At 66.9% G+C, this 25,612-nt stretch carries 23 protein-coding genes; 5 read left to right on the forward strand and 18 right to left on the reverse strand.

Translation table 11 applies throughout. From position 1 onward, the window contains the following. Nucleotides 1–92: 92 nt before the first annotated feature. The 4 genes from IEV67_RS11720 to IEV67_RS11735 form a co-directional block, all read right to left on the reverse strand. The gene (locus IEV67_RS11720; protein WP_188436739.1) at nucleotides 93–1,073 is read right to left on the reverse strand and encodes a type IV toxin-antitoxin system AbiEi family antitoxin domain-containing protein; all 981 of its coding nucleotides are present in this window, start codon (nucleotides 1,071–1,073) and stop codon (nucleotides 93–95) included. Nucleotides 1,074–1,286: 213 nt separating this feature from the next. Then, entirely contained in the window at nucleotides 1,287–2,381 is a 1,095-nt protein-coding gene (locus IEV67_RS11725) for a branched-chain amino acid aminotransferase (RefSeq protein WP_188436740.1), read from the reverse strand. A gap of 45 nt (nucleotides 2,382–2,426) precedes the next feature. Continuing rightward, nucleotides 2,427–3,476 carry a 3-isopropylmalate dehydrogenase gene (locus IEV67_RS11730; protein WP_188436741.1) on the reverse strand — a complete coding sequence of 350 codons (1,050 nt, stop codon included), beginning with the start codon at nucleotides 3,474–3,476 and terminating at the stop codon, nucleotides 2,427–2,429. Nucleotides 3,477–3,543: 67 nt separating this feature from the next. After that, nucleotides 3,544–5,076 carry an MFS transporter gene (locus IEV67_RS11735; RefSeq protein ID WP_188436742.1) on the reverse strand — a complete coding sequence of 511 codons (1,533 nt, stop codon included), beginning with the start codon at nucleotides 5,074–5,076 and terminating at the stop codon, nucleotides 3,544–3,546. Between the two features lie 47 nt (nucleotides 5,077–5,123). Here IEV67_RS11735 and IEV67_RS11740 point away from each other — a divergent pair, with 47 nt between their 5' ends. Then, complete coding sequence (locus IEV67_RS11740) at nucleotides 5,124–5,666, forward strand: TetR/AcrR family transcriptional regulator (protein WP_188436743.1); 543 nt, start codon at nucleotides 5,124–5,126, stop codon at nucleotides 5,664–5,666. Between the two features lie 37 nt (nucleotides 5,667–5,703). On the opposite strand, the gene serA is transcribed toward IEV67_RS11740, so the two are convergent. From serA to IEV67_RS11755, 3 genes are all read right to left on the reverse strand, one after another. After that, on the reverse strand, nucleotides 5,704–7,323 hold the full coding sequence (gene serA / locus IEV67_RS11745; RefSeq protein ID WP_188436744.1) for a phosphoglycerate dehydrogenase: 1,620 nt from the start codon (nucleotides 7,321–7,323) through the stop codon (nucleotides 5,704–5,706). A gap of 125 nt (nucleotides 7,324–7,448) precedes the next feature. Beyond that, complete coding sequence (locus IEV67_RS11750) at nucleotides 7,449–7,784, reverse strand: hypothetical protein (protein ID WP_188436745.1); 336 nt, start codon at nucleotides 7,782–7,784, stop codon at nucleotides 7,449–7,451. Next, nucleotides 7,781–8,263 (reverse strand): hypothetical protein, encoded by a 483-nt coding sequence (locus tag IEV67_RS11755; protein ID WP_188436746.1) that lies wholly within the window; start codon nucleotides 8,261–8,263, stop codon nucleotides 7,781–7,783. The genes IEV67_RS11750 and IEV67_RS11755 overlap by 4 nt, the downstream gene beginning before the upstream one ends. A gap of 70 nt (nucleotides 8,264–8,333) precedes the next feature. On the opposite strand from IEV67_RS11755, the gene IEV67_RS11760 reads away from it, so the two are divergent. Then, nucleotides 8,334–9,278 carry a hypothetical protein gene (locus tag IEV67_RS11760; RefSeq protein WP_229703047.1) on the forward strand — a complete coding sequence of 315 codons (945 nt, stop codon included), beginning with the start codon at nucleotides 8,334–8,336 and terminating at the stop codon, nucleotides 9,276–9,278. A gap of 2 nt (nucleotides 9,279–9,280) precedes the next feature. Here IEV67_RS11760 and IEV67_RS11765 read toward each other — a convergent pair whose 3' ends face one another. Continuing rightward, nucleotides 9,281–9,937 (reverse strand): GntR family transcriptional regulator, encoded by a 657-nt coding sequence (locus tag IEV67_RS11765; RefSeq protein WP_188436747.1) that lies wholly within the window; start codon nucleotides 9,935–9,937, stop codon nucleotides 9,281–9,283. Nucleotides 9,938–9,999: 62 nt separating this feature from the next. Between IEV67_RS11765 and IEV67_RS11770 the strand changes: the two genes are divergently transcribed. Then, entirely contained in the window at nucleotides 10,000–12,849 is a 2,850-nt protein-coding gene (locus tag IEV67_RS11770; protein ID WP_188436748.1) for an FAD-binding and (Fe-S)-binding domain-containing protein, read from the forward strand. A 52-nt stretch (nucleotides 12,850–12,901) separates the two neighbouring features. On the opposite strand, the gene ilvC is transcribed toward IEV67_RS11770, so the two are convergent. The 7 genes from ilvC to IEV67_RS11805 all read right to left on the reverse strand — a co-directional run bounded on the left by ilvC (nucleotide 12,902) and on the right by IEV67_RS11805 (nucleotide 21,608). Beyond that, nucleotides 12,902–13,948: a ketol-acid reductoisomerase gene (ilvC, locus tag IEV67_RS11775; protein ID WP_373284477.1), complete on the reverse strand. Its 1,047-nt coding sequence runs from the start codon at nucleotides 13,946–13,948 to the stop codon at nucleotides 12,902–12,904. A gap of 25 nt (nucleotides 13,949–13,973) precedes the next feature. Further along, a complete protein-coding gene (gene ilvN / locus IEV67_RS11780) occupies nucleotides 13,974–14,483 on the reverse strand; it encodes an acetolactate synthase small subunit (protein ID WP_188436750.1) in 510 nt (169 codons plus the stop codon). A 3-nt stretch (nucleotides 14,484–14,486) separates the two neighbouring features. After that, a complete protein-coding gene (locus IEV67_RS11785) occupies nucleotides 14,487–16,289 on the reverse strand; it encodes an acetolactate synthase large subunit (protein ID WP_188436751.1) in 1,803 nt (600 codons plus the stop codon). Between the two features lie 48 nt (nucleotides 16,290–16,337). Next, nucleotides 16,338–18,056, reverse strand: a complete 1,719-nt coding sequence (gene ilvD, locus IEV67_RS11790) for a dihydroxy-acid dehydratase (protein ID WP_188436752.1) — start codon at nucleotides 18,054–18,056, stop codon at nucleotides 16,338–16,340. A gap of 9 nt (nucleotides 18,057–18,065) precedes the next feature. After that, entirely contained in the window at nucleotides 18,066–18,863 is a 798-nt protein-coding gene (otsB, locus tag IEV67_RS11795) for a trehalose-phosphatase (protein ID WP_188436753.1), read from the reverse strand. A gap of 62 nt (nucleotides 18,864–18,925) precedes the next feature. Further along, nucleotides 18,926–20,338 (reverse strand): alpha,alpha-trehalose-phosphate synthase (UDP-forming), encoded by a 1,413-nt coding sequence (locus tag IEV67_RS11800; protein ID WP_188436754.1) that lies wholly within the window; start codon nucleotides 20,336–20,338, stop codon nucleotides 18,926–18,928. Between the two features lie 34 nt (nucleotides 20,339–20,372). Beyond that, the gene (locus tag IEV67_RS11805; protein ID WP_188436755.1) at nucleotides 20,373–21,608 is read right to left on the reverse strand and encodes an MFS transporter; all 1,236 of its coding nucleotides are present in this window, start codon (nucleotides 21,606–21,608) and stop codon (nucleotides 20,373–20,375) included. 176 nt (nucleotides 21,609–21,784) lie between these two features. On the opposite strand from IEV67_RS11805, the gene IEV67_RS11810 reads away from it, so the two are divergent. Further along, on the forward strand, nucleotides 21,785–22,081 hold the full coding sequence (locus IEV67_RS11810) for a hypothetical protein (RefSeq protein WP_188436756.1): 297 nt from the start codon (nucleotides 21,785–21,787) through the stop codon (nucleotides 22,079–22,081). Between the two features lie 9 nt (nucleotides 22,082–22,090). Here IEV67_RS11810 and IEV67_RS11815 read toward each other — a convergent pair whose 3' ends face one another. From IEV67_RS11815 to IEV67_RS11825, 3 genes are read right to left on the reverse strand one after another with little or no spacing between them, the layout of a single operon-like run. Continuing rightward, entirely contained in the window at nucleotides 22,091–23,269 is a 1,179-nt protein-coding gene (locus IEV67_RS11815; protein WP_188436757.1) for an acetyl-CoA C-acyltransferase, read from the reverse strand. After that, nucleotides 23,266–23,919: a 3-oxoacid CoA-transferase subunit B gene (locus IEV67_RS11820; protein ID WP_188436758.1), complete on the reverse strand. Its 654-nt coding sequence runs from the start codon at nucleotides 23,917–23,919 to the stop codon at nucleotides 23,266–23,268. The genes IEV67_RS11815 and IEV67_RS11820 overlap by 4 nt, the downstream gene beginning before the upstream one ends. Nucleotide 23,920: 1 nt before the next feature. Further along, nucleotides 23,921–24,709 (reverse strand): CoA transferase subunit A, encoded by a 789-nt coding sequence (locus IEV67_RS11825; protein ID WP_188436759.1) that lies wholly within the window; start codon nucleotides 24,707–24,709, stop codon nucleotides 23,921–23,923. A gap of 104 nt (nucleotides 24,710–24,813) precedes the next feature. Here IEV67_RS11825 and IEV67_RS11830 point away from each other — a divergent pair, with 104 nt between their 5' ends. Continuing rightward, a complete protein-coding gene (locus IEV67_RS11830; protein ID WP_188436760.1) occupies nucleotides 24,814–25,599 on the forward strand; it encodes an IclR family transcriptional regulator in 786 nt (261 codons plus the stop codon). The last annotated feature ends 13 nt before the right edge of the window (nucleotides 25,600–25,612 follow it).

Genomic DNA, 25,612 nt, shown 5'->3' on the forward strand with positions numbered 1-25,612 from the left:
CTTCGCCGAGACCCCAGGTCTTTGCCGAGACCCCAGGTTGTTCGCGTCGGGACCCTGGGGTGTCGACAGGAACCTGGGGTGTCGGCGAGGAACTATCCGGGTGGGTGGATGCCGAACGCGGTCAGTCGTGCGCCGAGCGCATCGACGCTCTTGATGTGGACGCTGCCCCAGCGGCGTACACCCCACCCAGTCACACCGCGCACGTCGTCCTCGCGTCGCTTCTCCGCCAGGACGGCATCGACAGGCGTCGGCGTCTCGCGCAACTCCGGCTCAAGGTACTTGCCCTCGCCGTCGAACTCCCCGAACATCCGCGACCGTGGAAAGCCGAAGTCCATGAAATAGCGGTCGCCTTCCGACCCGACCACAGGTACCTGCAGATGGATGTCGTGAAACCCCAGGCGAGACAGTTGCAGCCGACTCACGCTTTCACCAGGCAGCTGTGCTCGACCGTCTGCGAAGCCCACTGCCCAGCGCACTTTGCGAACTCCGCGAAAACCGGGCGCCGCCAACCGCAGCAGCTCTTCCCGCCACTGCTCTGCAGCCGCAGCATCCTGACGCCGACCCGACACGGCCATCATTCTGAGCGCTGCGTCCGCAGCGGAGATCGCCGCCTCAGGAGGCATGGTGCGGACCATGTCGAACACCGTTCTTGTCAAGGAGGTGCAGCGCAGGCCGTGTCGCTCGACGATGTCGTTGTCCGCGACCTCGACGTCATGGCGCGTGATACCCGCTACCGTACGCGTGTGCCGCGCGCCTCGGATGAGAGTGTGGACGACTCGATCGGAAACACGGTAAAGCGGCAGATCCCAGAGCACTCCCGCCGACATCTGCATGGATACCGGAGACTCACCAGGGCTTGATCGCGCGTGGGAGATGACCCTCAGCAGGTGCCGCCCTTCAGCCCACAGTTCACGCCACGACGCGCCGTCGACGTAGAACCCCCGATGCACGCGGACAAACGTCCCCGTGGCGACGAGACTGCGCAGCTGCCGGTCCGTGATTCCCGTCGCAACGATGTCGTCGCGGGACCGGAGCAACGCGTCGGCTTGTTCGAAGGTGATCCGTCTCGGCATCCAGCGATCATGCCCGTTACAGACCCGGCTCCCCTGCTATCCCCACCTGGACTGCCGTCGCTCTGCCTGTGCAGAGCAAGTCACCGATCGCCGAGACCCCTGATTGGTGCCGAGACCCCGTCGTAATCACGTCAATACGACGGGGTCTCGGCAGGAAAGTAGGGTCTCGGCGAAGGTAGGGGTATGGGCGAGGGTGGGGTCAGTCGTCAGTGGTCAGGCGTCCAGACGGTAGAGCCAGTTGTGCTTGTCCGTGGCGCGGCCGTACTGGATGTCGGTGAGCTCCTCGCGCAGCGACAGGGCGAGATCGCCGAGCGGCTGAACGTCCTCGTAGCCCGCCGTCACCAGCGCGCCGATCGGCGTGACCACCGCGGCCGTGCCGCAGGCGAACACCTCGATGATGTCGCCCGACGCGACGCCGTCGCGCCACTCCTGCAGCGACACCGGACGGCGCTCGACCGTGTGACCGCGATCCTCGGCGAGCTGCAGCAGCGAGTTGCGGGTGATGCCCTCGAGGATGCTGTCGGACTCTGGGGTGACGATGCGGCCGTCCTTGAAGACGAACACGACGTTCATTCCGCCGAGCTCTTCGACGTTGCCGTCCTGATCGAGGAACACGACCTGGTCGCAGCCCTTGTCATAGGCCTCAGCCTGCGGCAGCAGGCTGGACGCGTAGTTGCCACCGGTCTTCGCTGCCCCTGTACCGCCTCTGCCTGCCCGAGCATGCGTCTCTGAGAGCCAGATGCGCACCGGCTTGACGCCGCCCTTGAAGTACGAACCGGCGGGGCTGGCGATCACGTAGTACGCGACCTTCTGGGCCGGACGCACTCCGAGGAACGCCTCCTTGGCGAACATGAACGGGCGCAGGTAGAGGCTCTGATCCTCCCCCGACGGCACCCAGGCTCCGTCGACCGCGATGAGTTCACGCAGCGACTGGATGAAGTATTCGGCGGGAAGTTCCGGCAGTGCCATCCGGCGGGCACTGCGTTGCAGACGGGCTGCATTCTGGTCCGGACGGAACGTGTGGATCGAGCCGTCCGCATGGCGGTACGCCTTGATGCCCTCGAAGATCTCCTGACCGTAGTGCAGCACCGCGGCCGCAGGGTCGAGCGAGATCGGGCCGTACGGCTGCACTCGCGGGCGGTGCCATCCGCCGCGAGCCGACCAGCAGATGTCAACCATGTGGTCGGTGAAGATCGTCCCGAAGCCCGGGTTCGCGAGAGCTTCGTCGCGCTGCGCGCCGGAGCGTGCAGCGAGGTTCTTGGTCACGGAGAACTCGAGAGGAGCGAGTTCGGTTTCGGTCGTTGTCATGTCACATCCTGCGTTCGATGCGGGCGGCGCTCGCGTGGTCTCAGACTACGCCTGGAGCCGTGCGATGATGGCGTCGCCCGTCTGGCTGGTGGTTCGAGAACCGTCCCTTGCGGCGATGTCCGCCTCGACCGCGCGGGTGACGCGGATCGATTCCTCCGGGAGCCCGAGATGATCGAGCAGGAGCGCGATGGACAGGATCGCCGCCGTGGGGTCGGCTTTCTGCTGGCCTGCGATGTCGGGCGCTGAACCATGAACAGGCTCGAACATCGAGGGGAACGTGCCGTCGGGGTTGATGTTGCCCGATGCGGCGAGGCCGATGCCACCTGTGACGGCGCCTGCCAGATCCGTGAGGATGTCGCCGAAGAGGTTGTCGGTGACGATCACGTCGAAGCGGGAGGGGTTCGTGACCAGGAAGATCGTGGCCGCGTCGACGTGCAGATAGTCTACGGCCACATCGGGGTGCTCCTGCGCCACCTCGTTGACGATGCGCTGCCACATGCCACCCGAGTGCACGAGCACGTTGGTCTTGTGCACCAGTGTCAGCTTCTGCCGACGGCGCTCAGCCAGCGCGAACGCGTAGCGGACGACGCGCTCGACGCCGTAGGCGGTGTTCACGCTGGTCTCGTTGGCGATCTCGTGCGGCGTCCCGACCCGGATGGCGCCGCCGTTGCCGACGTACGGCCCTTCGGTGCCCTCGCGGACGACGACGAAGTCCACGTCGCCGGGCGCTGCGAGCGGCCCCGGAGCCCCGGAATAGAGCTTCGAAGGACGCAGGTTCACATAGTGATCGAGGGTGAAGCGCAGCTTCAGAAGCAGACCGCGCTCGATGTTCGCGTTCTTCAGCCGCGGGTCGCCCGGTGTGCCGCCGACGGCGCCGAGAATGATCGCGTCATTCGCGCTGATCGCGGCGAGGTCCTCGTCGGTGAGAGTGTCACCTGTCTCGAGGTACCGTGCGGCGCCGAGCGAGAAACGCGTCTTCTCGAACGTGACATCGCTCTCGGCGGTGACGGCGTCGAGCACCTTCTCCGCCTCGGCGACGACCTCGGGACCGATCCCGTCACCGGGGATGACGGCCAGCTTCACGACACGCGACATGACACTCCTTGCACCGGGATCGCCCGTGGCGCGACTTCGCGCGGGCGCGTATCCACCAGCGTACTGGTCAGCACGTGGCCTTCATGCGCAGTGTGACCGCCGCGATCGTCCCGGCCCCCACCACAAGCGCGGCGCCGATCAGGGACGTCACAAGCACGCCGGAATCGAATGCGGATGCCGCGGCCTCCCACAGTGCGGACCCCAGAGGGTCCGACAGATCCTGGGTCGCCGTGTATGCCCCGGCGAGCGTCTCCCGCGCCGACTCGGATACGTCGGTGGGAACCCCGTCCGGAACCACGAGGGCTGAGCGGTAGAACGCGGTGATGATGCCGCCGAGTACGGCGGTGCCGAGCACCGCGCCGAGCTCGTACGCGGTCTCGGAGACCGCACTCGCCGCGCCCGCCTTCGCAGCGGGAGCGCTCGAGAGGATCAGCTCGTTCGAGATGGTCTCCGCTGCACCGATGCCGATGCCCAGCACGACGAACGCGAGAATCAGCGGGAGAGCGCCGTGTCCGGCTGTCGTGAACGCCACGAGCAGGTACCCGACGACCGAGAACGCCAGCGCCGAGGGAACCAGGATGTGCGGCGGGACCCGACGCGAGATCGGCACGACGCTCAGCCCCGCCACGATCACCGCGAGCATTCCCGGCACCAACGCGAGCCCCGCCATCATCGGCGAGAGCCCGAGAATCAGCTGCAGGTGCTGCGGCACGAAGTACAGGAACCCGACGAGCGCGACAACGCTGAGCAGATTCACCAGGATGGCGCCGGAGAACGACCCACGACGGAACAGCGCCATATCGAGCATCGGCGTCCTCGCGCGCAGCTGCCGGCGCACGAACAGCCAACCCATCGCGACCCCCAGCAGTGCCCAGAGCACCGCGATCACCGTGATGCCGTCGACCGCCACCGCCTTGATCGCATAGACCACGGGGATCATCGTCGCCATCGACAACACGATGCTGATGGGGTCGATCTTCCCCGGTGCCGGATCACGGCTCTCCGGGACGAGCAGCGGCGCCGCGATCAGCAGCGGGATCAGCACCGGCACGGCGATGAGGAACACCGAGCCCCACGCGAAGTGCTCGAGCAGAAAGCCGCCCACGATCGGACCAAGGGCGGAACCTGCGGAGAACGCCGAGGCCCACACGGCGATCGCCATGCGTCGCTGGTCGCGATTCTGGAAGATCGACCGCAGCAGCGAGAGCGTCGACGGCATCAGCATGGCACCGAAGAACCCCAGCAGCGCTCGTGCGGCGATCAGAAGAGCCGCGGTGGGCGCGAACGCGGCGAGCACGGACACAGCGGCGAATCCGGTGGAGCCGATCAGCAGCATCCGGCGCCTGCCGAACCGGTCGCCCAGCGTTCCCATCGTGACGAGAAGGCCCGCCAGCACGAGTGGATAGGCATCGATGATCCACAGCTGCTCCGCGCCGGACGGTGCCAGCGCGATCGCGATCTCGGGCAACGCGAAGCTCAGCACCGTGTTGTCGACCGACACCAGGAGCACGGGCAGCATGAGCACGACGAGCGCGAGCCACGCCCGCGCACCCGCACGCGGTGCATTGATCCCGCTCGTCTCGACCCCGATCTGGGCCATCGCATCCTCTTCCGATAGTGAACCGTCCAGCTGGTATAGTAACAGACATGGCCCGACCTCCCCTCGCCCGAGAACGCGTGCTCGACGCCTTCGAGGAGATCCTCATCTCATCGGGTGAGCGCACCGCGACTCTGGATGCCACGTCGAAGGCCGCCGGCGTCTCCAAGGGCGGGCTGCTCTACCATTTCGCTTCGAAGGACGATCTCGCAGCCGGCATGATCGAGCGTTTGAAGCGCCTTGTCGACGAGGATCTCACCGACATGGATCGCGCGACGGATGGGCCGGTGGCCTACTACGTGCGCACGTCGGTCATGGAGAACGAGCCACTCGACCGTGCGCTCATCGCCGTCTCACGACTCGCGCAGGGAGGATCGAGCGGCGCCGGGGATGCACTGCGCGAGACGCGCAGCAGCTGGGCGGACGCGATCCGGCCGCACGTGCGCGACCAGGCGTCGCTGGATCTCGTGCTGCTCGTCGGCGACGGACTCTACTTCAACAACTCGCTCGACGTGAACGGTCCGGATCGACTGGTCCCTCGAGGGCCTGAGCTGGATGCACTCGTCGAGCTCGTGGTGCGAGCGACCTCGTAGCTCCGGCCCCGGCATGCCGAGACCGGAGCACGCTCGGTCAGACCTCGGTGATCTCGATCGAGCGCATGACCTTGGCGTCGATCGCTTCGCCCACCTCTGCCAACAGCTCTTCCGGCACACGCGAGTCGACGGTGAGCACGGTGAGCGCCTGGCCGCCGGCTTCACGACGCGCGACCTGCATGCCGGCGATGTTGATCCCCGCCTCGCCGAACTTCCGACCGTAGACCGCGACGATACCGGGGCGATCGGTGTACTGCATCACGATGTGGTGCGTCTCGATCGGCACCTCGATGTCGTGGCCGTTGATCCCGACGATCTTCTGCACCATGCGGGTGCCGGCGAGTGTGCCGGCGACGGTGAGCACGGTGCCGTCGGCGAGGGCGCCGCGCAGAGTGGTCAGGTTGCGGTACTCGGGGCTCTCCTTCTCGACGATCAGGCGCGCTTCGATGCCGCGCTGCTCGGCGAACAGCGGAGCATTCACGTACGAGACGTTCTCACTGACGACGTTGGAGAGCACCCCCTTGAGGGCGGCCAGACGGTAGACGCTCACGTCGTAGTCGGCCAGTTCGCCGCGCACCTCGATGTCGAGGCTGGTCAGAGCCGACGTGGTCAGACCGCTGAAGATCTGGCCCAGCTTCTCGACCAGCGCGATACCGGGGCGCACGAACGGGTCGATCACACCTCCGGCGACGTTGACGGCATCCGGAACCAAGTCGCCCTCGAGGGCGAGCTTGACCGAACGCGCGACCGAGACACCGGCCTTTTCCTGCGCTTCCTCGGTCGAGGCCCCCAGGTGCGGGGTGACGATGACATTGGGCAGCTCCAGCAGCCCACGGGCCGAGCCGCCCTCTACCGGCGGCTCGGAGGTGAACACGTCGAGGCCCGCCCCGGCGATCTCACCGGCCACCAGCGCTTCGCGGAGCGAAGCCTCGTCGATCAGGCCGCCACGGGCGACATTGACGACGTATGCCGTCTTCTTCATGGCCTTGAACTGCTCGGCGCCGATCATGCCGGTCGTCTCCGGCGTCTTCGGCATGTGGATGGTGAGGAAGTCAGCCTCGGCGACGAGCTCATCGAGAGTGCGCAGCTCGACGCCGAGCTGCTGAGCGCGTGCGCTGGTGACGTAGGGATCGAAGGCGACGACCTTCATGCCGAAACCCTGCATACGGGCGGCGACAAGTGCTCCGATCCGGCCGAGGCCGACGATGCCGAGCGTCTTCTCGAAGAGCTCGGTGCCGGTGTAGGCGCTGCGCTTCCACTGTCCGGCGGCCAGCGAGGCGTGCGCGGCCGGCACGTGGCGGGCGAGGCTGAGGATGTGGCCGCAGGTGAGTTCAGCGGCGGAGATGATGTTCGAGGTGGGCGCATTCACGACCATGACGCCGGCCTTGGTGGATGCCTGGATGTCGACGTTGTCGAGTCCGACGCCGGCGCGTGCGACGACCTTCAGCTTCGGCGCGTGGCTGAGCGCCTCGGCGTCGATCTTCGTCGCGGAACGCACGAGCACGGCATCCGCGTCGGCCAGCGAGGAGAACAGCGCCTCGCGATCCGTGCCGTCGACCTGACGGACGTCGAAGTCGGGGCCGAGGGCCTCGATCGTGGCGGGCGAGAGAACTTCAGCAATGAGCACGACGGGCTTCGGCGCGGTTGTCTTCGGCACAGAGGATCCTTCGGGGTGAGCGTGAGTACGCGCGGGTGGGATCGATGCGCCGCACACCGTCGGGGCGCGATCGTCTCCACACTACCCGAGGGCGCGCGTCGCCCCGTGCCGTGTGACGGGGATGATCAGAGTGAGAGGAACGAGGTGGTCAGCATGCTCAGCGCCGCGACGTTCATCCAGAACACGGCGACGAGGGCCAGCCCTGCGATCATGGCGATCGTGAGTTCGCCTGCGGTGCGGCGGCGGGCCAGCACGTAGACGATGACGAACACGAGGATCGGGAACAGCACCGAGAAGATGAGCACGAACCACCCGTACGCATTGATCCCGGCCGGAGCGACCGTGAACGTGTACGACAGGGCGTTCCAGACGGCGTAGGCGTAGAAGAGGCCCGCGATGCCGACGATGATGCTCTTCCACAGGCCGAGCGGCTGCTTCGCGCCGACGATGTTCTCGGTCATGCGCCCACCGCCCCTGTCATCACGAACGGCCAGGGCACGAGCAGCAGCACACCGCCGAGAAGTCCGACAACCCGAACCCAGGTCGCCGATGCTCTTGTCAGCACCCACACCGCGCAGAACCACAGCGCAGGAGCCAGCACGGCCGCCCACAGGGCGACCTGGTACATCACATCGGGGATGAGGAACATCGCGCTGCTCTGCAGCGTCAGCCCGCCGATGATCCAGCCGACCGTGTACAGCAGGTAGATACCGCCGACTATGCCGAGGAGCAGCAGCATGGGTGTGCTGAGGGGCGGCTTGTCGGCAGGATCAAGGATGGTCCCGTCCTCACGGATGCGGCCCACCGTCTCACTGCGCTTGCCGATCGCGTTCCAGCCGCGCGGCAGCGCCGCCTTCTGCTCCGGCTCCGCAGCGGGCTTCTGTGTCGGCCGATCGTCATCGCCCTCCCAGGTGAGAGCGTCGTCAGCATCCGATGTCATGACCCCAGCGTAGCGAGCCCCCATGGTGCCCGATATGCTCAGGGCGTTCACAGAAAAAGGGGGAGCCATCGTGGCTGAGCGCAACGAGAAGGCCGTCGCATCGTCGGCAGCGAACGCCGACGGCACAGCCGCATCCGGCTGGAAGCCGACGGCGGGCTCGAAGCAGAAGGCCACGACGCTGCGGTGGATCGCCGCTGCGCTCTGGTTCATCGCCATCGCGGCCGAGGCCGTCGCGATCTTCTGGCTGCTCCGTCAGCGTGAGTTCGTCGGCGAGGACGGCGGACTCGTCCGCAACCCCGACACCGGCCTGCTCGAGGAGCAGAACGTCACGGCGCAGTTCCCGCAGTGGGCGTTCATCACGCTCATCGTGGCGCTCGTGATCATCGCGGCGCTGTCGATCACGGGGTCCTTTCTCTGGAAGAAGGCGAACCGCCTCGACCCGGCGAAGAAGTCAGACAAGGCGCGCTTCTTCGTGCAGAACCAGCTCGGCGCCATCATCGCCGTGGTCGCGTTCCTGCCGCTCATCATCCTCATCTTCCTGAACAAGGACATGGACAAGGGTCAGAAGACCACGGCAGGGATCATCGGCGTCGTCCTCGCCGTCGTGGCCGTCGCGCTCGGCATCGACTACAACCCGCCGTCCGTCGAGCAGTACACGGCCGACCAGTCGACCGTCATCCAGCTGCTGGGTCAGGACGAGGTGGTCTGGGTCGACGGCGGCGCCGTCTATCACGTCTGCGACGAAGTCTCCGATATCCAGACCGGAAGCGAGAAGCGCACCGGCACCACCGCCGAAGCGGTTGAGGCAGGCAAGATCCGCCTCACGCTGAAGTTCGCCTCGGAGTTGAACACCTGCGGGCTGGCCGTGCCGGAGAACGCCGACGAGATCGCCGATGCTCTGCGCGAGATCCAGGGCGGCGCCACCGACACGCTTCTACCGGCGCCGGTGTGGGCGGACCCGGCTGACGCGCCGATCCAAGTGGAGGATGCCGCACCGGAGTCCGACTCCGAGTAGGACTACTCCCCCAGCGCCTCCACGAGACGCTCCTCGGCCGAGCCGAGGTGAGCAGCCAGCAACGCGGCCGCATGATCGCCATCGCCGGCGGCGACAGCATCCAGCATCTCGGCGTGTTGAGCGGCGATGACCGCGGCGTCGAGAAGCCGCCTTCCCTGCACCTGAGCCATGCACAGGCGCACCTCGTCGAGCACGCTGCGATACATGCGCGACGTGCGCACACTGTCGATCCCGTCGATCAGTGCGGTGTGGAAGCGCAGGTCGGGGTCGACGGTCTCCTGGCTCGGGCCCGCCGGCATCCGCAGCATCTCGGCGTTGGCGTCGGATGCCGCGCTCGGCACAGTCCTCGCCGCGGCCAGTTCACGCAGCGCCGCGCTCTCCAGCCTCGTGCGCGTGCGGTAGACGTCGCGCACCATCTCGGGGTCGATCGCGATGACGCGGGCGCTGCGGTGCGCGGTCCGGACAAGCAGCCCGGCGGCGACGAGCTGCTCGATCGCAGCCTTCGCGCTGGGCCTGGCCACGCCGAACAACTCCGACACCTTCGCCTCGGTCAGCGGCGTGTCCGCCGAGATCTCCCCGGCGAGGATGCGTACGCGCAGCTGAAGCGTGACGGCGTCGACGATGCCGACGACTCCGAGCGAACGGTCAACGAGGGTCATGATCCCCAGCCTAAGCGAGACTAGACTTCTCAGTAATCTTGTCTGACAACTTTAGGAGCTTCGTGTCGACGACACTCGCGCATCCGCTGGACCCCGCCCTGCTGGGCGCGGACACCACGCTCAGCTCACGATCGATCGACCGGTTCGCGCGCGCCCACGATGCATCGCACTACCTGCTCATCCCGGATGCCGTGCTCACACCTGCAGATGCCGAAGGCGTGGCCGGTGCGTTCGCCGCTGTGCGCGCGGCCGGACGCACGCTGACATTCCGATCCGGGGGCACGAGCCTGTCCGGGCAGGCCGTCTCGGGCGACATCCTGGTGGACACGCGCAGCAGTTTCCGCGGCATCCGGGTCGAAGACGACGGACGCGCGATCCGCGTCGGCCCCGGTGCGACTGTGCGCCAGGTGAACACCCGTCTCGCCCGTTACCGCCGCAAGCTCGGCCCCGACCCCGCGAGCGAGATCGCGTGCACGATCGGCGGCGTGGTCGCGAACAACTCCAGCGGTATGGCGTGCGGTGTGACGGAGAACTCCTACCAGACCGTCGAATCGCTGCTGCTGGTGCTGCCGAGCGGCACGATCATCGACACCGGCGCTCCCGACGCGCTGTCGCAGCTGCGGTCGTCGGAACCGGAGATCGCCGATGGTCTTCTCGCCCTTCGCGAGCGTCTGCTCGCCTCCCCCGACGATGCGGCATACGTCCGGCAGCAGTTCTCGATGAAGAACACCATGGGCTACGGGCTCAACTCCCTGCTCGACTTCGACGACCCCGTGCGCATTCTCGAGCACCTCGTGATCGGCTCGGAGGGGACCCTGGCGTTCGTCGCCGAAGCCCGTTTCCGCACGATCGAGATCCGTCCGCAGATCGCGACCGGGCTGCTCGTGTTCGAGACCCTCGCGGACGCCATGGCTGCGCTGCCCGGTCTGGCCCGGCCGGGATTCGCCGGGCAGGGTCTCGCGACGATCGAGCTGATGGATGCTGCATCCCTCCGTGTCGCGCAAGGGCTCAGCGATGTTCCGGATGCCATCGCTGGCATAGATGTGCACGGCCATGCCGCTCTGCTCGTGGAGGTGCACGCATCCAGCGTCGAGGAGCTCGCGGAGGCGAGCGAAGAGGCGCTCAACGAGTTCGGCGCACTGCCCCTGGCAGTCCCGCCGACGCTCACGACGGATGCCGCGGAGCGGGCGTCGCTGTGGACGGTGCGCAAGGGCCTCTACACGGCGGTGGCGGGCGCCCGGCCGTCCGGCACCACCGCTCTGCTGGAAGATATCGTCGTTCCAGTCGATCGACTGCTCACGACCTGCGAGCGACTGATCGCGCTGTTCGCGAAGCACGATTATGAAGGTTCAGTGATCTTCGGCCATGCCAAGGACGGCAACGTCCACTTCCTGCTCAACGAGCGTTTCGACGATCCGGCCAGTGTCGCGCGGTATCGCCTGTTCACGGCCGATCTCGTCGACCTCGTGCTGGCGCAGGGCGGATCGTTGAAGGCCGAGCACGGCACTGGGCGGATCATGGCGCCGTTCGTCAGACGTCAGTACGGCGATTTCCTGACCGACATCATGTGGGACCTCAAGCGTCTGATCGATCCGGACGGCATCCTGAATCCGGGCGTCGTCCTCTCCGACGATGACGAGTCGTACCTGCACGACCTCAAGCGCGTGCCGACCGTCGAGAGCGAAGTGGACCGCTGTGTGGAATGCGGATACTGCGAGCCGACGTGTCCGAGCAAGGACATCACGCTCACTCCTCGCCAGCGCATCGTGCTGCGCCGCGACATGGCCTGGGCAGAGGAACAGGGCGACATCGAGCTGCTGAAGGATCTGCGGGCAGACTACGACTACGAGGGCGTGCAGACCTGCGCTGTCGACGGCATGTGCGCCGTCGCGTGCCCGGTCGATATCAACACCGGAGACCTTGTGCGGCGATTGCGCGCCGAGGAGGCCTCGAAGATCGAGGACGGCGTGTGGGACGTCGCAGCGAAGAGCTGGGGCGCGGTGACCCGGATCGGCGGGATGGTGCTGACGGTCGCGGATGCGCTGCCTGCTCCGCTGGTGACGGGCGTCACCCGCCTGGGCCGCGCCGTCGTGGGTGCCGAGACGATGCCGCTCTACGACGGCGGACTCCCCCGAGGCGGGACGAAAGCGCCCCGCCCGACAGCGTCCGCAGACGCGCAGGCCGTGTTCTTCGGCGCCTGCATCGGGACGATGTTCGGTCCGGAGGGCGACGGCCACGGTTCGCGTGAGGCGTTGAGTGCGCTGCTGGATCGTGCTGGCATCCCTGTCGTCATCCCGGATGATGCCGGTGGGCTGTGCTGTGGAACGCCATGGAAGTCGAAGGGGCATCTGTCGGGCTACGACCGGATGACCGAGCGGGTTCTCGCCTCCCTGTGGGAAGCGAGTCGTCACGGCCAGCTGCCGGTCGTCTGCGACGCGGCGTCGTGCACGGAGGGGCTGCACGTGATGCTGTCGAAGTCGCTGGCCGAGTATCCGGAGTACGCCGCGCTCCGCATCGAGGATGCCACGACCTACGTCGCCCGAGAGGTGCTCCCCCGCGTCGCTGTCTCGCGGAAGCTCGACTCGATCGCCGTGCATCCGACGTGTTCGACGACCGCGCTCGGTGCGACGGGCGCGCTCACGGCGCTCGCTGATGCTGTCGCCGACGAGGTCTACGTGCCAGACGGGTGGGGATGCTGCGCCTTCGCCGGCGACCGAGGGATGCTGCACCCGGAGCTCACCGAGAGCGCCACGGCCGTGGAATCCGCCGAGGTGTCGGCTGCGGATGCTGCGCGTGACGGCTTCGACGCCTTCGTCTCGGCGAACCGCACCTGCGAGATCGGCATGACCCGCGCCACCGGCAAGCCCTACCGCCACGTGATCGAGGTGCTGGAGGAACTCACGCGCCCCTGAAACGAGGACGGGCACCCCCGAGGGGATGCCCGTCCTGATGAAGTGCAGTGCATCAGCGCGCGGCCGAACCATCCACGTAGTCCTCATCCTGCTGCTTCCAGGCGAAGAGTGAACGCAGCTCCTTGCCGGTGACCTCGATCGGGTGCGTCTCCTCCTTGGCGCGCAGCGCAAGGAACTCTTCGGCGCCGTTGTCCTGGTCGTCGATGAAACGCTTCGCGAAGGCGCCGGACTGGATGTCGGCGAGCACACCCTGCATGCTCTCCTTGACGCGCTCGTCGATCACGCGCGGTCCCGAGACGTAGTCGCCGAACTCCGCCGTGTCGGAGATCGACCAGCGTTGCTTGGCGATGCCGCCCTCCCACATGAGGTCGACGATGAGCTTGAGTTCGTGCAGCACCTCGAAGTAGGCGATCTGCGGCTGGTAGCCCGCCTCTGTCAGAGTCTCGAAGCCGGCCTGGACGAGGTGGCTGACGCCACCGCAGAGCACGGCCTGCTCACCGAACAGGTCGGTCTCGGTCTCTTCTGTGAACGTGGTCTTGATGACGCCGGCGCGGGTGCCGCCGATGGCCTTCGCGTAGGACAGCGCCACGTTCCATGCCTGGCCGGAGGCATCCTGTTCGACGGCGATGATGTCCGGGATGCCACGGCCGGCGACGAACTCGCGGCGCACGGTGTGACCCGGTGCCTTCGGGGCGACGAGGATGACGTCGACGCCCTCAGGCGTGTCGATGTAGCCGAAGCGGATGTTGAAGCCGTGCGCGAACGCCAGCGTCTTGCCCGCGGTCAGGTTGTCCTTGATCGACTCGGAGTAGATCGTGCGCTGGTGCTGGTCCGGCGCCAGGATCATGATCAGGTCGGCCCAGGTGGTGGCATCCGCGACCGACTTGACGGGGAAGCCCGCCTCCTCCGCCTTGGCTGCGGACTTCGAGCCGTCCTTCAGCGCGATCGCGACCTCGACGCCCGAGTCGCGCAGGTTCTGCGCGTGGGCGTGACCCTGCGAGCCGTAGCCGACGATCGCGACCTTCTTGCCCTGGATCAGGGACAGGTCGGCGTCGGCGTCGTAGAAGATCTCAGTACTCACGTTGTGTTTCTCCTTGATTGTGGTTCGTGAAGTTCAGATGTGGTCAGCCGCGCAGGACGCGCTCGGTGATGCTCTTGCCGCCTCGTCCGATGGCGAGCAGGCCCGACTGCGAGAGTTCCTTGATGCCGAACGGCTCCAGGGCTCGCAGGATCGCGTCGACCTTGCCTCTGTCGCCGGTGACCTCGATCACCACGGCATCCGAGGCGTAGTCGACGACCGAGGCGCGGAACAGGTTCACGATCTCGATCACGTTCGAGCGGGTGGCGTTGTCCGTGCGCACCTTGACCAGCACATGATGGCGCTGCACGGACGTGGCGAAGTCGAGCTCGACGATCTTGATCACGTTGATCAGCTTGTTGAGCTGCTTCGTCACCTGCTCGAGCGGCAACTGGTCGACGTCGACGACGACCGTGATGCGGGACACCCCCGGCACCTCGGTCACGCCGACGGCGAGGGACTCGATGTTGAAGCCGCGGCGGGCGAAGAGCCCGGCGACGCGCGTCAGGAGACCTGGCGTGTCCTCGACGAGGAGACTCAGTACGTGGGTCGACATGGCTCAGATCTCCTCATCGAACGTGGGCGCATGATCGCGTGCGTATTGGACGTAGCTGTTGCTGACGCCCTGCGGCACCATCGGCCACACCATGGCGTCAGCCGAGACGACGAAGTCGATCACGACTGGTCGGTCGTTGGTCTCCAACGCCAGTGTGATCGCGGCATCCACGTCCTCTTCCTTCTCCACCCGGATGGCGAGGCAGCCGTATGCCTCGGCGAGCTTGACGAAGTCGGGGATGCGGACCGTGCCGTGACCGGTGTTCAGGTCGGTGTTGGAATGACGTCCGTCGTAGAACAGCGTCTGCCACTGACGGACCATGCCCAACGAGGAGTTGTTGATGATCGCGACCTTGATCGGGATGTTGTTGATCGCGCAGGTGGCGAGCTCCTGATTGGTCATCTGGAAGCATCCGTCGCCATCGATCGACCACACGACGCGGTCGGGCTCGGCGACCTTGGCGCCCATCGCGGCCGGAACCGAGTAGCCCATGGTGCCTGCACCACCGGAGTTCAACCAGGCGTTCGGACGCTCGTACTTGATGAACTGCGCGGCCCACATCTGGTGCTGTCCGACGCCGGCGACGTAGATGCCCTCCGGACCGGTGAGCTCACCGATCCGCTGGATGACGTGCTGCGGGGCGAGCAGGCCGTCCTCCGTGGGCGAGAACCCGAGCGGGAACTCCTCGCGCAGTCCGTCCAGGTACGACCACCATTCCGCGATGTCCGGCTTCGTGGTGCCGACGGCTCCGCGGAACGCGGCATCCAGGTCGATCAGCACGTCGCGGACGTCGCCGACGATCGGCACATCCGCGTTGCGGATCTTCGAGATCTCGGCCGGATCGATGTCGACGTGCACGACCTTCGCATTCGGTGCGAAGTCCGCCGCCTTACCGGTGACCCGGTCATCGAATCGTGCGCCGAGCGCGACGATGAGGTCGGACTCCTGCAATGCGAGCACGGCGGGCACCGTGCCGTGCATGCCCGGCATGCCGAGATGCTGCTGGTGCGAGTCGGGGAAGACTCCACGTGCCATCAGTGTCGTCACGACCGGAGCGTTGGTCGACTCGGCGAGGGCGAGGAGCTCTGCCGCGGCGCGACCGCGGACGACGCCGCCGCCGACGTAGAGCACCGGCTTCTTCGCCTCGGCGAGCAGTGCGGCGGCCGCCTGGATCTGCTTGCCGTGGGCCTTGGTCACCGGACGGTAGCCCGGCAGGTCGACCTTGGGCGGCCAGACGAACGGCGCGGACTTCTGCTGCGCGTCCTTCGTGATGTCCACGAGCACAGGACCGGGTCGCCCCGTCGAGGCGACCTCGAACGCCGCGGCGAGGGCACTGGGGATGTCCTCCGGATGCTTGACGAGGAAGGAGTGCTTCGTCACCGGCATCGTGATGCCGACGATGTCGGCCTCCTGGAACGCATCCGTTCCCATCAGGTGGCTGAACACCTGGCCCGTGATGGCCACCAGCGGCACCGAGTCCATGTAGGCGTCCGCGATCGCGGTCACGAGGTTGGTGGCGCCGGGACCCGACGTCGCGATCGCCACGCCCACGCGGCCGCTTGCCGATGCGTAGCCCTCTGCCGCGTGGCCGGCACCCTGCTCGTGACGGACGAGGATGTGCCGGACGGTGTCATCGTCGAGCAGCGGGTCGTAGACGGGCATGATCGTCCCGCCTGGGATGCCGAACACATCGGTGACGCCGAGGAGCCCGAGAGCGCGGACGACGGCTTCAGCCCCCGTGATCTCCGGAGCAGCAGCCTTCTGGGACGGTGGCCGTGGAACGGCCGAAACAGAATCAGCAGTCATGTCTTTCCTTGGTGATCTGAGAAGTCGTCAGCAATCAGCCGACGAGGATCAACCGGTCGTCGCGCCTTCTGCAGCGGAACGCACGAGTCGCGAGTACTTGGCAAGAACGCCACGGGTATAGCGCGGGGGAAGCGGCTCCCAGCCAGAGCGGCGGGAGGCGAGCTCTGCCTCATCGACGAGTAAGTCAAGAGAGCGAGCTGCGATATCGACCCGTATCAGATCACCATCGCGCACGAAGGCGATAGGACCTGCGTCCACCGCTTCGGGTGCTATGTGGCCGATGCAAAGGCCGGTTGTGCCGCCTGAGAATCGTCCGTCAGTCAACAGTAGTACATCTTTTCCGAGCCCGGCGCCCTTGATGGCCGCGGTGATCGCGAGCATCTCCCGCATGCCGGGGCCGCCCTTGGGACCCTCGTAGCGGATGACGATGACTTCTCCGGCCTTGATCTCACCATTCGCGACGGCATCCATTGCGGCGCGCTCGCGCTCGAAGACGCGCGCGGGGCCTTCGAACACAGTGGCGTCGAAGCCCGCGGTCTTCACGACCGCGCCTTCGGGGGCGAGGGATCCGTGCAGGATCGTCAGGCCGCCGGTGGCGTGGATCGGGTTGTCGAAGGTGTGGATGACCTCGCCGTCGATCGGCTGCGGGTCGAGGTCGGCGAGGTTCTCGGCCAGGGTCTTGCCGGTGACGGTGAGGGCGTCGCCGTGCAGAAGCCCCTCGTCGAGCATGGCCTTCATGATGACGGGGATGCCGCCGTGACGGTCGACGTCGTTCATGACGTACTTGCCGAACGGCTTCATGTCGGCGACGTGCGGGACCTTGTCGCCGATCCGGTTGAAGTCGTGCAGATTCAGCTCGACATCGGCCTCGCGGGCGATCGCGAGCAGGTGCAGCACGACGTTGGTGGAGCCGCCCAGCGCCATGGCGAGTGCGATCGCGTTCTCGAACGCCTCCTTGGTCAGGATGTCGCGAGTGGTGATCCCCTGACGCAGCAGGTTCACGACGGCCTCACCCGAGCGGTGCGCGAAGTAGTCGCGGCGGCGGTCGGCGGCGGGCGGTGCGGCAGAGCCGGGCAGGCTGAGACCCAGTGCCTCGGCGACGGACGCCATGGTGTTGGCCGTGTACATGCCGCCGCAGGCGCCCTCCCCCGGCGCGATCGCGCATTCGATGCGCTTGAGGTCCTCTTCGCTCATGAGGCCCGCTCGGCATGCGCCGACGGCCTCGAACGAGTCGATGATCGTGACGTCCTTCTCGGTGCCGTCCGAGAGCTTCACCCAACCGGGTGCGATGGAGCCGGCGTAGAGGAACACACTGGAGAGATCGAGGCGGGCGCTGGCCATCAGCATGCCGGGGATCGACTTGTCGCAACCGGCCAGCAGCACTGAACCGTCGAGGCGCTCCGCCATCATGACGGTCTCGACCGAGTCGGCGATGACCTCACGCGAGACGAGCGAGAAGTGCATGCCCTCGTGGCCCATCGAGATGCCGTCCGAGACGGAGATCGTGCCGAACTGCAGCGGGTAACCGCCGCCGCCGTGCACACCCTCCTTGGCCGCCTGCGCGAGCCGGTCGAGGCTCAGGTTGCACGGCGTGATCTCGTTCCAACTGGATGCGATGCCGATCTGAGGCTTGTCCCAGTCCGCGTCGCCCATGCCGACGGCACGGAGCATTCCTCGCGAGGTCGTGGCCTCGATGCCGTCGGTGACGACTCGGCTTCGGGGCTTGATGTCGATGGGCGCGTTCGAAGAAGGATCTTGCGGGGACATGACGGCAGTCTATTCCCGTCCGGCAGCGCGCTCGGCCACGAGCGCCTCCAGAAGCGCAGCCATCTGTTGTGGGTTCTCCACACGCAGGGCGGCGGCGCTCTCGCCCGGTCCGACGCGCACACCGAGGTCGCCCGGCTGCAGTACGCGCATGGCGTCCTCGTCGGTGACATCGTCTCCGGCGAACAGGATGCCGGTGGCGTCGAAGTGCTCCCGCAGAGCATGCATCGCTGCGTCTTTGCCTTCGGCCCGCGAAGAGAACTCCAGCACCCGGTGGCCAGCTCTTCGGCGCCAGTGCGGGAAGCGCTGGGCCATCAGTTCATCGATCTCGGCGAAGGCCGCGGCCTCGTCCTCGGCCGTCGCCTGGCGGGTGTGGATGCCCATGCCGAAGGTCTTCGGCTCCAGCCTCACGTTCGCGTGGCGATCGACGATCGGCTGGGCGGCGGCCCAGAGAGCCTCAAGCGCGCCTTCTTCGGTACGGACCTCTGGCACGTCTGCGTCGCCGACCCCGGGGAACCAGTACTGCGCGCCGTGCGATCCGGCGAGGGCGGTGAGCGAATCCGCCGTGTGCTCACTGATCTCCTGCAGATCGTGCATGCTGCGGCCGGAGACGTACGCGATGAAGGTGTCCGGAAGGGCCGCAAGTCGGTCGAGCTGGACCTTCACCTCGGGCAGCGCACGCGCGGCCATCGGCTCCGCCACCAGCGGCGACGCGGTGCCGTCGAAGTCCAGCGCGATGACCAGTCGTGGGGTGCGGGCGATGGCCGTGAGTGCGTCGTCAGTGGTTCCTGGCGTCCAGATGCGGGTCACAGTGTGTCTCCTCGTCGGGATCGGTTCGAGATCGGTTCGGGATCGGTTCGGGATCAGGTGTTCTACGGCCGGGAAGAGCGAGCGGCCGAAAGCGCCTCGAGGAACGACGACGACCACGCGAGGACATCGTGCTCGAGCACACGGCGGCGCAGTGAACGCATCCGCTTGCCCTGTTCGCCCGGCGTCATCTCGACGGCCGTCATGATCGCATCCTTGAGATCCTCGATGTCGTGCGGATTGACGCGCACAGCCTGACGGAGTTCGTCCGCCGCACCGGTGAACTCGCTCAGCACGAGCACACCGCGGTTGTCGATGCGAGACGCGACGTACTCCTTTGCGACCAGATTCATGCCGTCGCGGAGCGCGGTGACCAGCATGACATCGGCTGCGAGATAGAGCGCCACCATCTCATCGCGGGGATAGCCCTGGTGCAGGTAGCGGATCGCCGTGTGCTGCATCGTGTCGGTGTCACCGTTGATCCGGCTGACCGCGAGTTCGATCTCATCACGAAGATTGATGTACGCGTCCACCCGCTCACGGCTCGGGCTCGCGACCTGGATGAGGGTGACGTCCTCGACGTTCAGCCGGCCTTCGGCGAGGAGCTCCCCATAGGCCTTGATCCGATGCCGGATCCCCTTGGTGTAATCGAGGCGGTCAACGCCGAGCAGTATCCGCTTGGGGTTGCCGAGGCTCTCCCGGATCTCGAGCGCGCGCGCCTGCACCTCCGGTCTGGCTGCGAGCTCGAGATAGGGTGTCGTCTCGATCGAGATCGGGAAGGCCTTCGAAATGACGGTGCGGTCCCCGTTCTCACCAGGGACGACGACGGTCGTGGACTTCACCTCGTACTTCAGCCGCCGGCGCACCGCAGCGAGGAAGTACGTCGCGTCCTGTGCCCTCTGGAAACCGACGACATCGGCGCCGAGCAGTCCGCGCAGCACCTGATCGCGCCACGGAAGCTGCGCGTACAGCCCGTGCATCGGGAACGGGATGTGGTGGAAGTATCCGATCGTGACGTCGGGCCGCAGCGCCCTGACCATCTCCGGCACGAGCTGCAGCTGGTAATCGTGCACCCACACGGTGCCGTTCTCCGCCGCGGCGGCGGCCGCGGCCTCGGCGAAACGTCGGTTCACCGCGACATACGCATCCCACCACTCGCGGTGATACTGAGGCGGTGCGATGACGTCGTGGTAGAGCGGCCAGATCGTGTCGTTGGCGAAGCCTTCGTAGTACTCGGCGACCTCTTGAGCGCTCAAAGCGATCGGGATCAGTCGGATGTCGTTCGCCGTGAAGGGTTCGAGTTCGAGATCGGCCTGGCCGGCCCACCCGACCCATGCGCCGTCGACCTGTTTCATGACGGGCTCGAGCGCCGCGACCAGACCACCGGGTGAGGTCCGCCAGGTCTCCTCGCCGTCGGCACTCACCACACGATCAACAGGTAGCCGGTTGGCGACGACGACGAAATCAGCGGTGGTCATGGGACTCCTCACGTCGGCGGTCGTTTTCCCCAGGCTATCGACTGCGTGGACGCTTATGGCTGAGGCGCCAGTTCAGGATGCCGGCGGCGAAGGTGATGACTGCGGCGAGGATCGGCAGCAGCAGGGCGGAGGAAGTTCCGGCGGACTCGGCGATCTCACCCGCGACGGCCGCGCCGATCGACTGTCCGACGATCACGCCCGAGCCCAGCATCGTCATGACGGTCGCCGTTCTTCCGAGCGGGCTGCGCGCCGCGCCGAAGCTGAACTGGGTGACGAGCGTCGGCCCGATGCCTATGCCCATGATCGCCAGCGCCGCCGTCATGCCGGCCGTCGTGTCGACCAGAGCGAGCAGGAGCGATCCGAGCAGGAGCGTTCCGGAGAACACCAGCCAGCGCGCCCGCAGCGAGAAGCGCGGCGGCAGCCAGGCCACGCCCAGCGCGAGGATCGCCGATCCCACGCCCATCACGCCGTAGAGCAGCCCCGCTTGTTCCGGCACTCCACGATCGGCCATGAATGAGGTCAGCGAGGTGAGCATGGTGCCGAAGAAGATGCCGACGCCCAGGATGCCCGCCACGATGACCAGCAGCTCCGGCCGGAACAGCTCCGTCACGCGCGATGGTGCACGCCCGTCCGCATCTCGGTGGCTGGACACGTGCCTGCCGCTCGGGTGCAGGGCGAATGCGCCGACGAACAGCACGGTGAGCACTGCGGCTCCGACCAACGGCGCCCACGGGGCGATCAACGACGCGAGCACGCCGACGATGAACGGACCGAACACGAACACGGTCTCATCCGCGGCGGATTCGTATGCCATGGTCCCGGAGAGCGTGCGCGCTCTCACCGGCTCCGGCATCCGCTCCGAGATGATCGTGACGAGCCGCGAACGCGACATCGGTGCGACCTGCGGCGCAGTGGCCCCGATCCCGAATGCGGCGATCAGCACCACCAGATCGGCGGCCGCGCTGTAGATGACGATCGTGAAGACGACGAGCATCGTGGCGTTCGCGATCGCGAGCGCCAGCAGCACGAAACGCTGCCCGAAGCGGTCTGCTGCCGCGCCGAGCAGAGGGCCGAAGCACGCGGTGCCGATGCCGACCGCTGCGGATGTGAGTCCGCCGAGGGACAGCGACCCGCGGGCAGAGACCGCGACCGTGAGCACACCCACGACCATCATCGCGAACGGAAGGCGAGCGACGAACGAGACCACGAAGTACGCGAGACCGGCCTCGCGGAACAGACTTGATGGACCAACAGTGTGTGTCTGGGTCATGACTCTCGCGCGCCCGAGGACGCGGGGATCTGGTGCCGCCGCTGTCCGTCGGGGCACCGACGGCCGGTTGATACACATCTTCGGGGCGTGCGGACACGCCGCAGTGATCGTACCCTCCTCCGCTGAACGATTCCAGGCCTCGAGCTCCGACGAGATCCACCCGGTAGCGTGAGGGTATGCGCTACCTCTTCAGCACCGGACTCATCGCAGCGATCTCTGCAGGAGTGTCACTGCTGCGCGGCACCCGCGAAGAACCTCTCACCTGGCGCGCCGCGCTGTCGTGGGTGAGCTGGGGCATCACTCTCGCGCTCGCTGTCGGCGCAGTGATTGACATGAGACGCGAGAGGCGCGGCGAACTCGTCGATGCCGACTCGCCGCAGTCGGTAAAGAAGGCGAAGAAAGCACAGCGATTGCAGTTCCGCTCCCAGAAGGCACTGGCCGACGCGCAGGGGCATGCCAAGGACCGCCGCTGATCAGCGCGATCAGCGCGTGAGGATCAGCGCCTCGCCCTGACCTCCACCGCCGCACAGGCCGACCGCCGCCGTTCCGCTGCCACGACGCGCGAGCTCGTGCGCCATGTGCACGACCAAGCGATTGCCCGATGCGCCGATGGGGTGTCCGATCGCGATGCCGCCGCCGTGGATGTTCACGATGTCATCTGCGAGGCCCAGCTCTGTCGTGGAACGGGCAACGACAGCACCGAACGCCTCGTTGATCTCCACGAGGTCGAGATCGGCCGCGCCGATGCCCTGCTTCTCGAGAGCGCGCGCGATCGCACGCGCGGGCTGCGCCTGCAGCGAGTTGTCCGGACCCGCGGTCTGCCCGCTTGCGCCCACGGTCACGAGAACCGGCCAACCCTGCGCCTCGGCGTTCTCGCGTGTGGTCACGACGACCGCTGATGCGCCGTCCGAGATCTGAGACGAGTTGCCCGCGGTGATCGAGCCGCCCTCTGCGAATGCCGCCCGCAGCTTTCCGAGCGTCTCGACGGTGGTCTCCGGCCGGATCCCCTCGTCCTTCGTCACGAGGATCGGGTCGCCCTTGCGCTGAGGAACCTCGACGTGCACGATCTCCGCGTCGAACACCCCCGCATCGGTCGCGGCGGCCGCACGCTGGTGCGAGGCGGCTGCCACGGCATCCTGCGCTTCGCGCGTGAGTTCGTAACGGTCGTTGTGACGCTCTGTCGACGCACCCATGCTCTCTTTGTCGTAGGCGTCGGTGAGCCCGTCGAAGGCCATGTGGTCGAGCACTTCCACGCTTCCGTAGGTCCAGCCGTCGCGTGAGCCCATGAGCAGGTGCGGTGCGCGCGTCATCGACTCCATTCCGGCGGCCACCACGGTCGTGGCGTCGCCGGTGCGGATCATGCGCGCGGCGTCGATGATGGCCGTGAGCCCCGACAGGCAGACCTTGTTCACCGAGTGCGCTGGGACGTCCCATCCGATGCCCGCACCGATTGCGGCCTGGCGGGCGGCGTTCTGTCCGGAGCCGGCCGCCAGCACCTGGCCGACGATCACGGCGTCGATCGCGGAGGGGTCGATGCGCGCCTGCGCCAGCGTGCCCTTGATCGCGAGAGCGCCGAGCTGCGGCGCGGTGAAGGAGGCCAGCTGTCCCTTCAGCCGCCCCTGCGGAGTGCGCGCCGCCGCGACGATGACGATGTCGGTCATGACTTCTCCTTGAGTTCGTCCGCGATGATCAGCGGAGGTTCGGTGGCATCGATGACCTCCTGCACGCTCACACCAGGCGCCGTCTCGACCAGCACGAGCCCGGCGTCTGTGACGTCGATGACTGCCAGGTCGGTGATGATCCGGTGCGCCACTCCCCTGCCGGTCAGAGGCAGAGAGCATTCGTTCACGATCTTCGCCGACCCGTCTCTGGCGACGTGCTCCATGAGGATGATGAGCCGGCCCGCACCGTGCACGAGGTCCATGGCGCCGCCGGGCCCCTTGACCATCTTCCCCGGGATCATCCAGTTCGCGAGATCACCCGTCGCGGAGACCTGCATCGCGCCGAGGATCGCGGCGTCGATCTTGCCTGCCCTGATCATGCCGAAGCTGGTGGCCGAGTCGAAGAACGCGGTGCCGGGGAGCGTCGTCACCGTCTCCTTGCCCGCATTGATGAGGTCGGGGTCGACGTTCTCCTCGGTCGGATAGGGCCCGACTCCGAGGATGCCGTTCTCGGACTGCAGCACGAGCGTGACGCCGTCCGGCACATAGTTCGGCACGAGAGTCGGCAGGCCGATGCCGAGGTTCACGTAGGAGCCATCAGTGAGCTCGGCTGCGGCGCGCGCGGCCATCTGCTCGCGGGTGAGTGCCATGTCAGGCCCCTTCCGTGGTGTCTGCGGACTTCGTCACGGTGCGACGCTCGATGCGCTTCTCGATGTCGGTGCCGACTTCGACCATGCGGTGCACGAAGACCCCCGGCAGATGCACGCGGTCCGGGTCGATCTCGCCCGGTTCGACGAGCTGCTCGACCTGCGCGATGCACACACGACCCGACATCGCGGCGAGCGGGTTGAAGTTGCGGGCGGCCTTGTTGAAGACGAGGTTGCCGTGCCGATCCCCCGCCATGGCGTGAACGAGAGCGAAGTCGGTCGTGATCGCCTCTTCGAGGACGAACTCCTTGGGCGTGCCGTTCACATCGAACGTGCGGACGTCCTTGACGGGAGATCCGACGGCGATGGATCCGTCCGCGTTGTAGCGCCGAGGCAGCCCGCCTTCGGCGACCTGGGTGCCAACGCCCGTCTGGGTGTAGAACGCGGCTATGCCTGATCCACCCGCCCGCAGCTTCTCGGCGAGAGTGCCCTGAGGTGTGAGCTCGAGTTCGAGTTCACCGGAGAGGAACTGACGCTCGAACTCCTTGTTCTCGCCGACGTAGGACGACGTCATCTTGCGGATGCGCTGCGCGTTCAACAGGACGCCGAGGCCCCAGTCGTCGACCCCGCAGTTGTTGCTGACGACGCTGAGGGCGGTGGTCCCCTGCGCGAGCAGCGCCTCTATGAGGGCGATCGGGTTGCCGGAGAGGCCGAACCCCCCGACTGCGAGAGATGCACCGTCCGGGATGTCTGCGACGGCTTCCGCAGCCGATGCCCATTGCTTGTCGATCACGCAGCACTCCTTCGTGTGAGGTCTTCTTCCAGCATCCGCCTGTCCTGAGCGGAATCGAAATCAGATCTTGCGATGTGGGCGATTGTCTCGATAGTGTCCACATTATGGACACCGCTCGAACGGTCCCCGGCGCGCAGGCCGTCGCGCGCGCCGCGAGTCTGCTGCGTCTCGTGACGGCGAGCGGCGAAGCGGGCGCGAACTTGCACGAGCTCGCGCAGTCCGGTGGGCTCTCCCGCTCGACGACCCACCGGTTGCTGAGCGCGCTGCGTGCGGAGGGGCTCGTCGATCGCGACGAGGACACGGCGAGATGGATGCCGGGACCCGAGCTCTTTCTCATGGGATCCGTGGCAGCGTCGCGATACGACATCACCGCCCTTGCGCGCGACATCGTGCGCTCCCTCGCTGTGAAGACAGAGGAGAGCGCATTCCTCTCGGTGCGGCGCGCGGATGAGACCGTGTGCCTGCTGCGCGAAGAGGGGTCGTTCCCGATCCGCTCCTTCGTGCTCAGCGAGGGCGTGCGATTCCCGCTCGGCGTCGCGAGTGCTGGACTCGCGATCCTGTCATTCCTGCCTGACCACGATGTGGATGCCTACCTGGATCGACACCCGGAGCTCAGCGAGCGCTGGGGCCGCACGCACGGCGTGAAGCCGCTGCGGACCAGACTCACCGAGACCAAGGAACGCGGGTACGCGATCAACCCCGGACTCATCGTGGAGGGAAGCTGGGGAATGGGCGCCGCCGTGTTCGATCGCGCAGGACGCCCGGAGTGGGCGTTGAGCCTGACCGGCGTGGAATTCCGATTCGGCCCCGACCGGATCGCGCACCTCGGGCGCACGCTCCTGGCGCACGCCCACCAGCTGTCCTCACGCATCGCGAGCGCCCGGCGCTGAGGGCGCACCACCG

This window comes from Microbacterium murale, from assembly GCF_014635185.1.
Lineage (GTDB): Bacteria > Actinomycetota > Actinomycetes > Actinomycetales > Microbacteriaceae > Microbacterium > Microbacterium murale.

Bases quoted from the DNA above. Each gene is read 5' to 3' on its own strand.
- IEV67_RS11730 (WP_188436741.1), bottom strand. From the start codon at position 3,476: ATGTCGCGTGTCGTGAAGCTGGCCGTCATCCCCGGTGACGGGATCGGT.
- IEV67_RS11785 (WP_188436751.1), bottom strand. From the start codon at position 16,289: ATGACTGCTGATTCTGTTTCGGCCGTTCCACGGCCACCGTCCCAGAAG.
- IEV67_RS11720 (WP_188436739.1), bottom strand. From the start codon at position 1,073: ATGCCGAGACGGATCACCTTCGAACAAGCCGACGCGTTGCTCCGGTCC.
- ilvD (WP_188436752.1), bottom strand. From the start codon at position 18,056: ATGTCCCCGCAAGATCCTTCTTCGAACGCGCCCATCGACATCAAGCCC.
- IEV67_RS11830 (WP_188436760.1), top strand. From the start codon at position 24,814: ATGGACACCGCTCGAACGGTCCCCGGCGCGCAGGCCGTCGCGCGCGCC.
- IEV67_RS11810 (WP_188436756.1), top strand. From the start codon at position 21,785: ATGCGCTACCTCTTCAGCACCGGACTCATCGCAGCGATCTCTGCAGGA.
- IEV67_RS11735 (WP_188436742.1), bottom strand. From the start codon at position 5,076: ATGGCCCAGATCGGGGTCGAGACGAGCGGGATCAATGCACCGCGTGCG.
- IEV67_RS11800 (WP_188436754.1), bottom strand. From the start codon at position 20,338: ATGACCACCGCTGATTTCGTCGTCGTCGCCAACCGGCTACCTGTTGAT.
- IEV67_RS11815 (WP_188436757.1), bottom strand. From the start codon at position 23,269: ATGACCGACATCGTCATCGTCGCGGCGGCGCGCACTCCGCAGGGGCGG.
- IEV67_RS11805 (WP_188436755.1), bottom strand. From the start codon at position 21,608: ATGACCCAGACACACACTGTTGGTCCATCAAGTCTGTTCCGCGAGGCC.
- IEV67_RS11750 (WP_188436745.1), bottom strand. From the start codon at position 7,784: ATGACCGAGAACATCGTCGGCGCGAAGCAGCCGCTCGGCCTGTGGAAG.
- IEV67_RS11740 (WP_188436743.1), top strand. From the start codon at position 5,124: ATGGCCCGACCTCCCCTCGCCCGAGAACGCGTGCTCGACGCCTTCGAG.
- ilvN (WP_188436750.1), bottom strand. From the start codon at position 14,483: ATGTCGACCCACGTACTGAGTCTCCTCGTCGAGGACACGCCAGGTCTC.
- IEV67_RS11765 (WP_188436747.1), bottom strand. From the start codon at position 9,937: ATGACCCTCGTTGACCGTTCGCTCGGAGTCGTCGGCATCGTCGACGCC.
- IEV67_RS11820 (WP_188436758.1), bottom strand. From the start codon at position 23,919: ATGGCACTCACCCGCGAGCAGATGGCCGCGCGCGCCGCAGCCGAGCTC.
- IEV67_RS11755 (WP_188436746.1), bottom strand. From the start codon at position 8,263: ATGACATCGGATGCTGACGACGCTCTCACCTGGGAGGGCGATGACGAT.
- IEV67_RS11725 (WP_188436740.1), bottom strand. From the start codon at position 2,381: ATGACAACGACCGAAACCGAACTCGCTCCTCTCGAGTTCTCCGTGACC.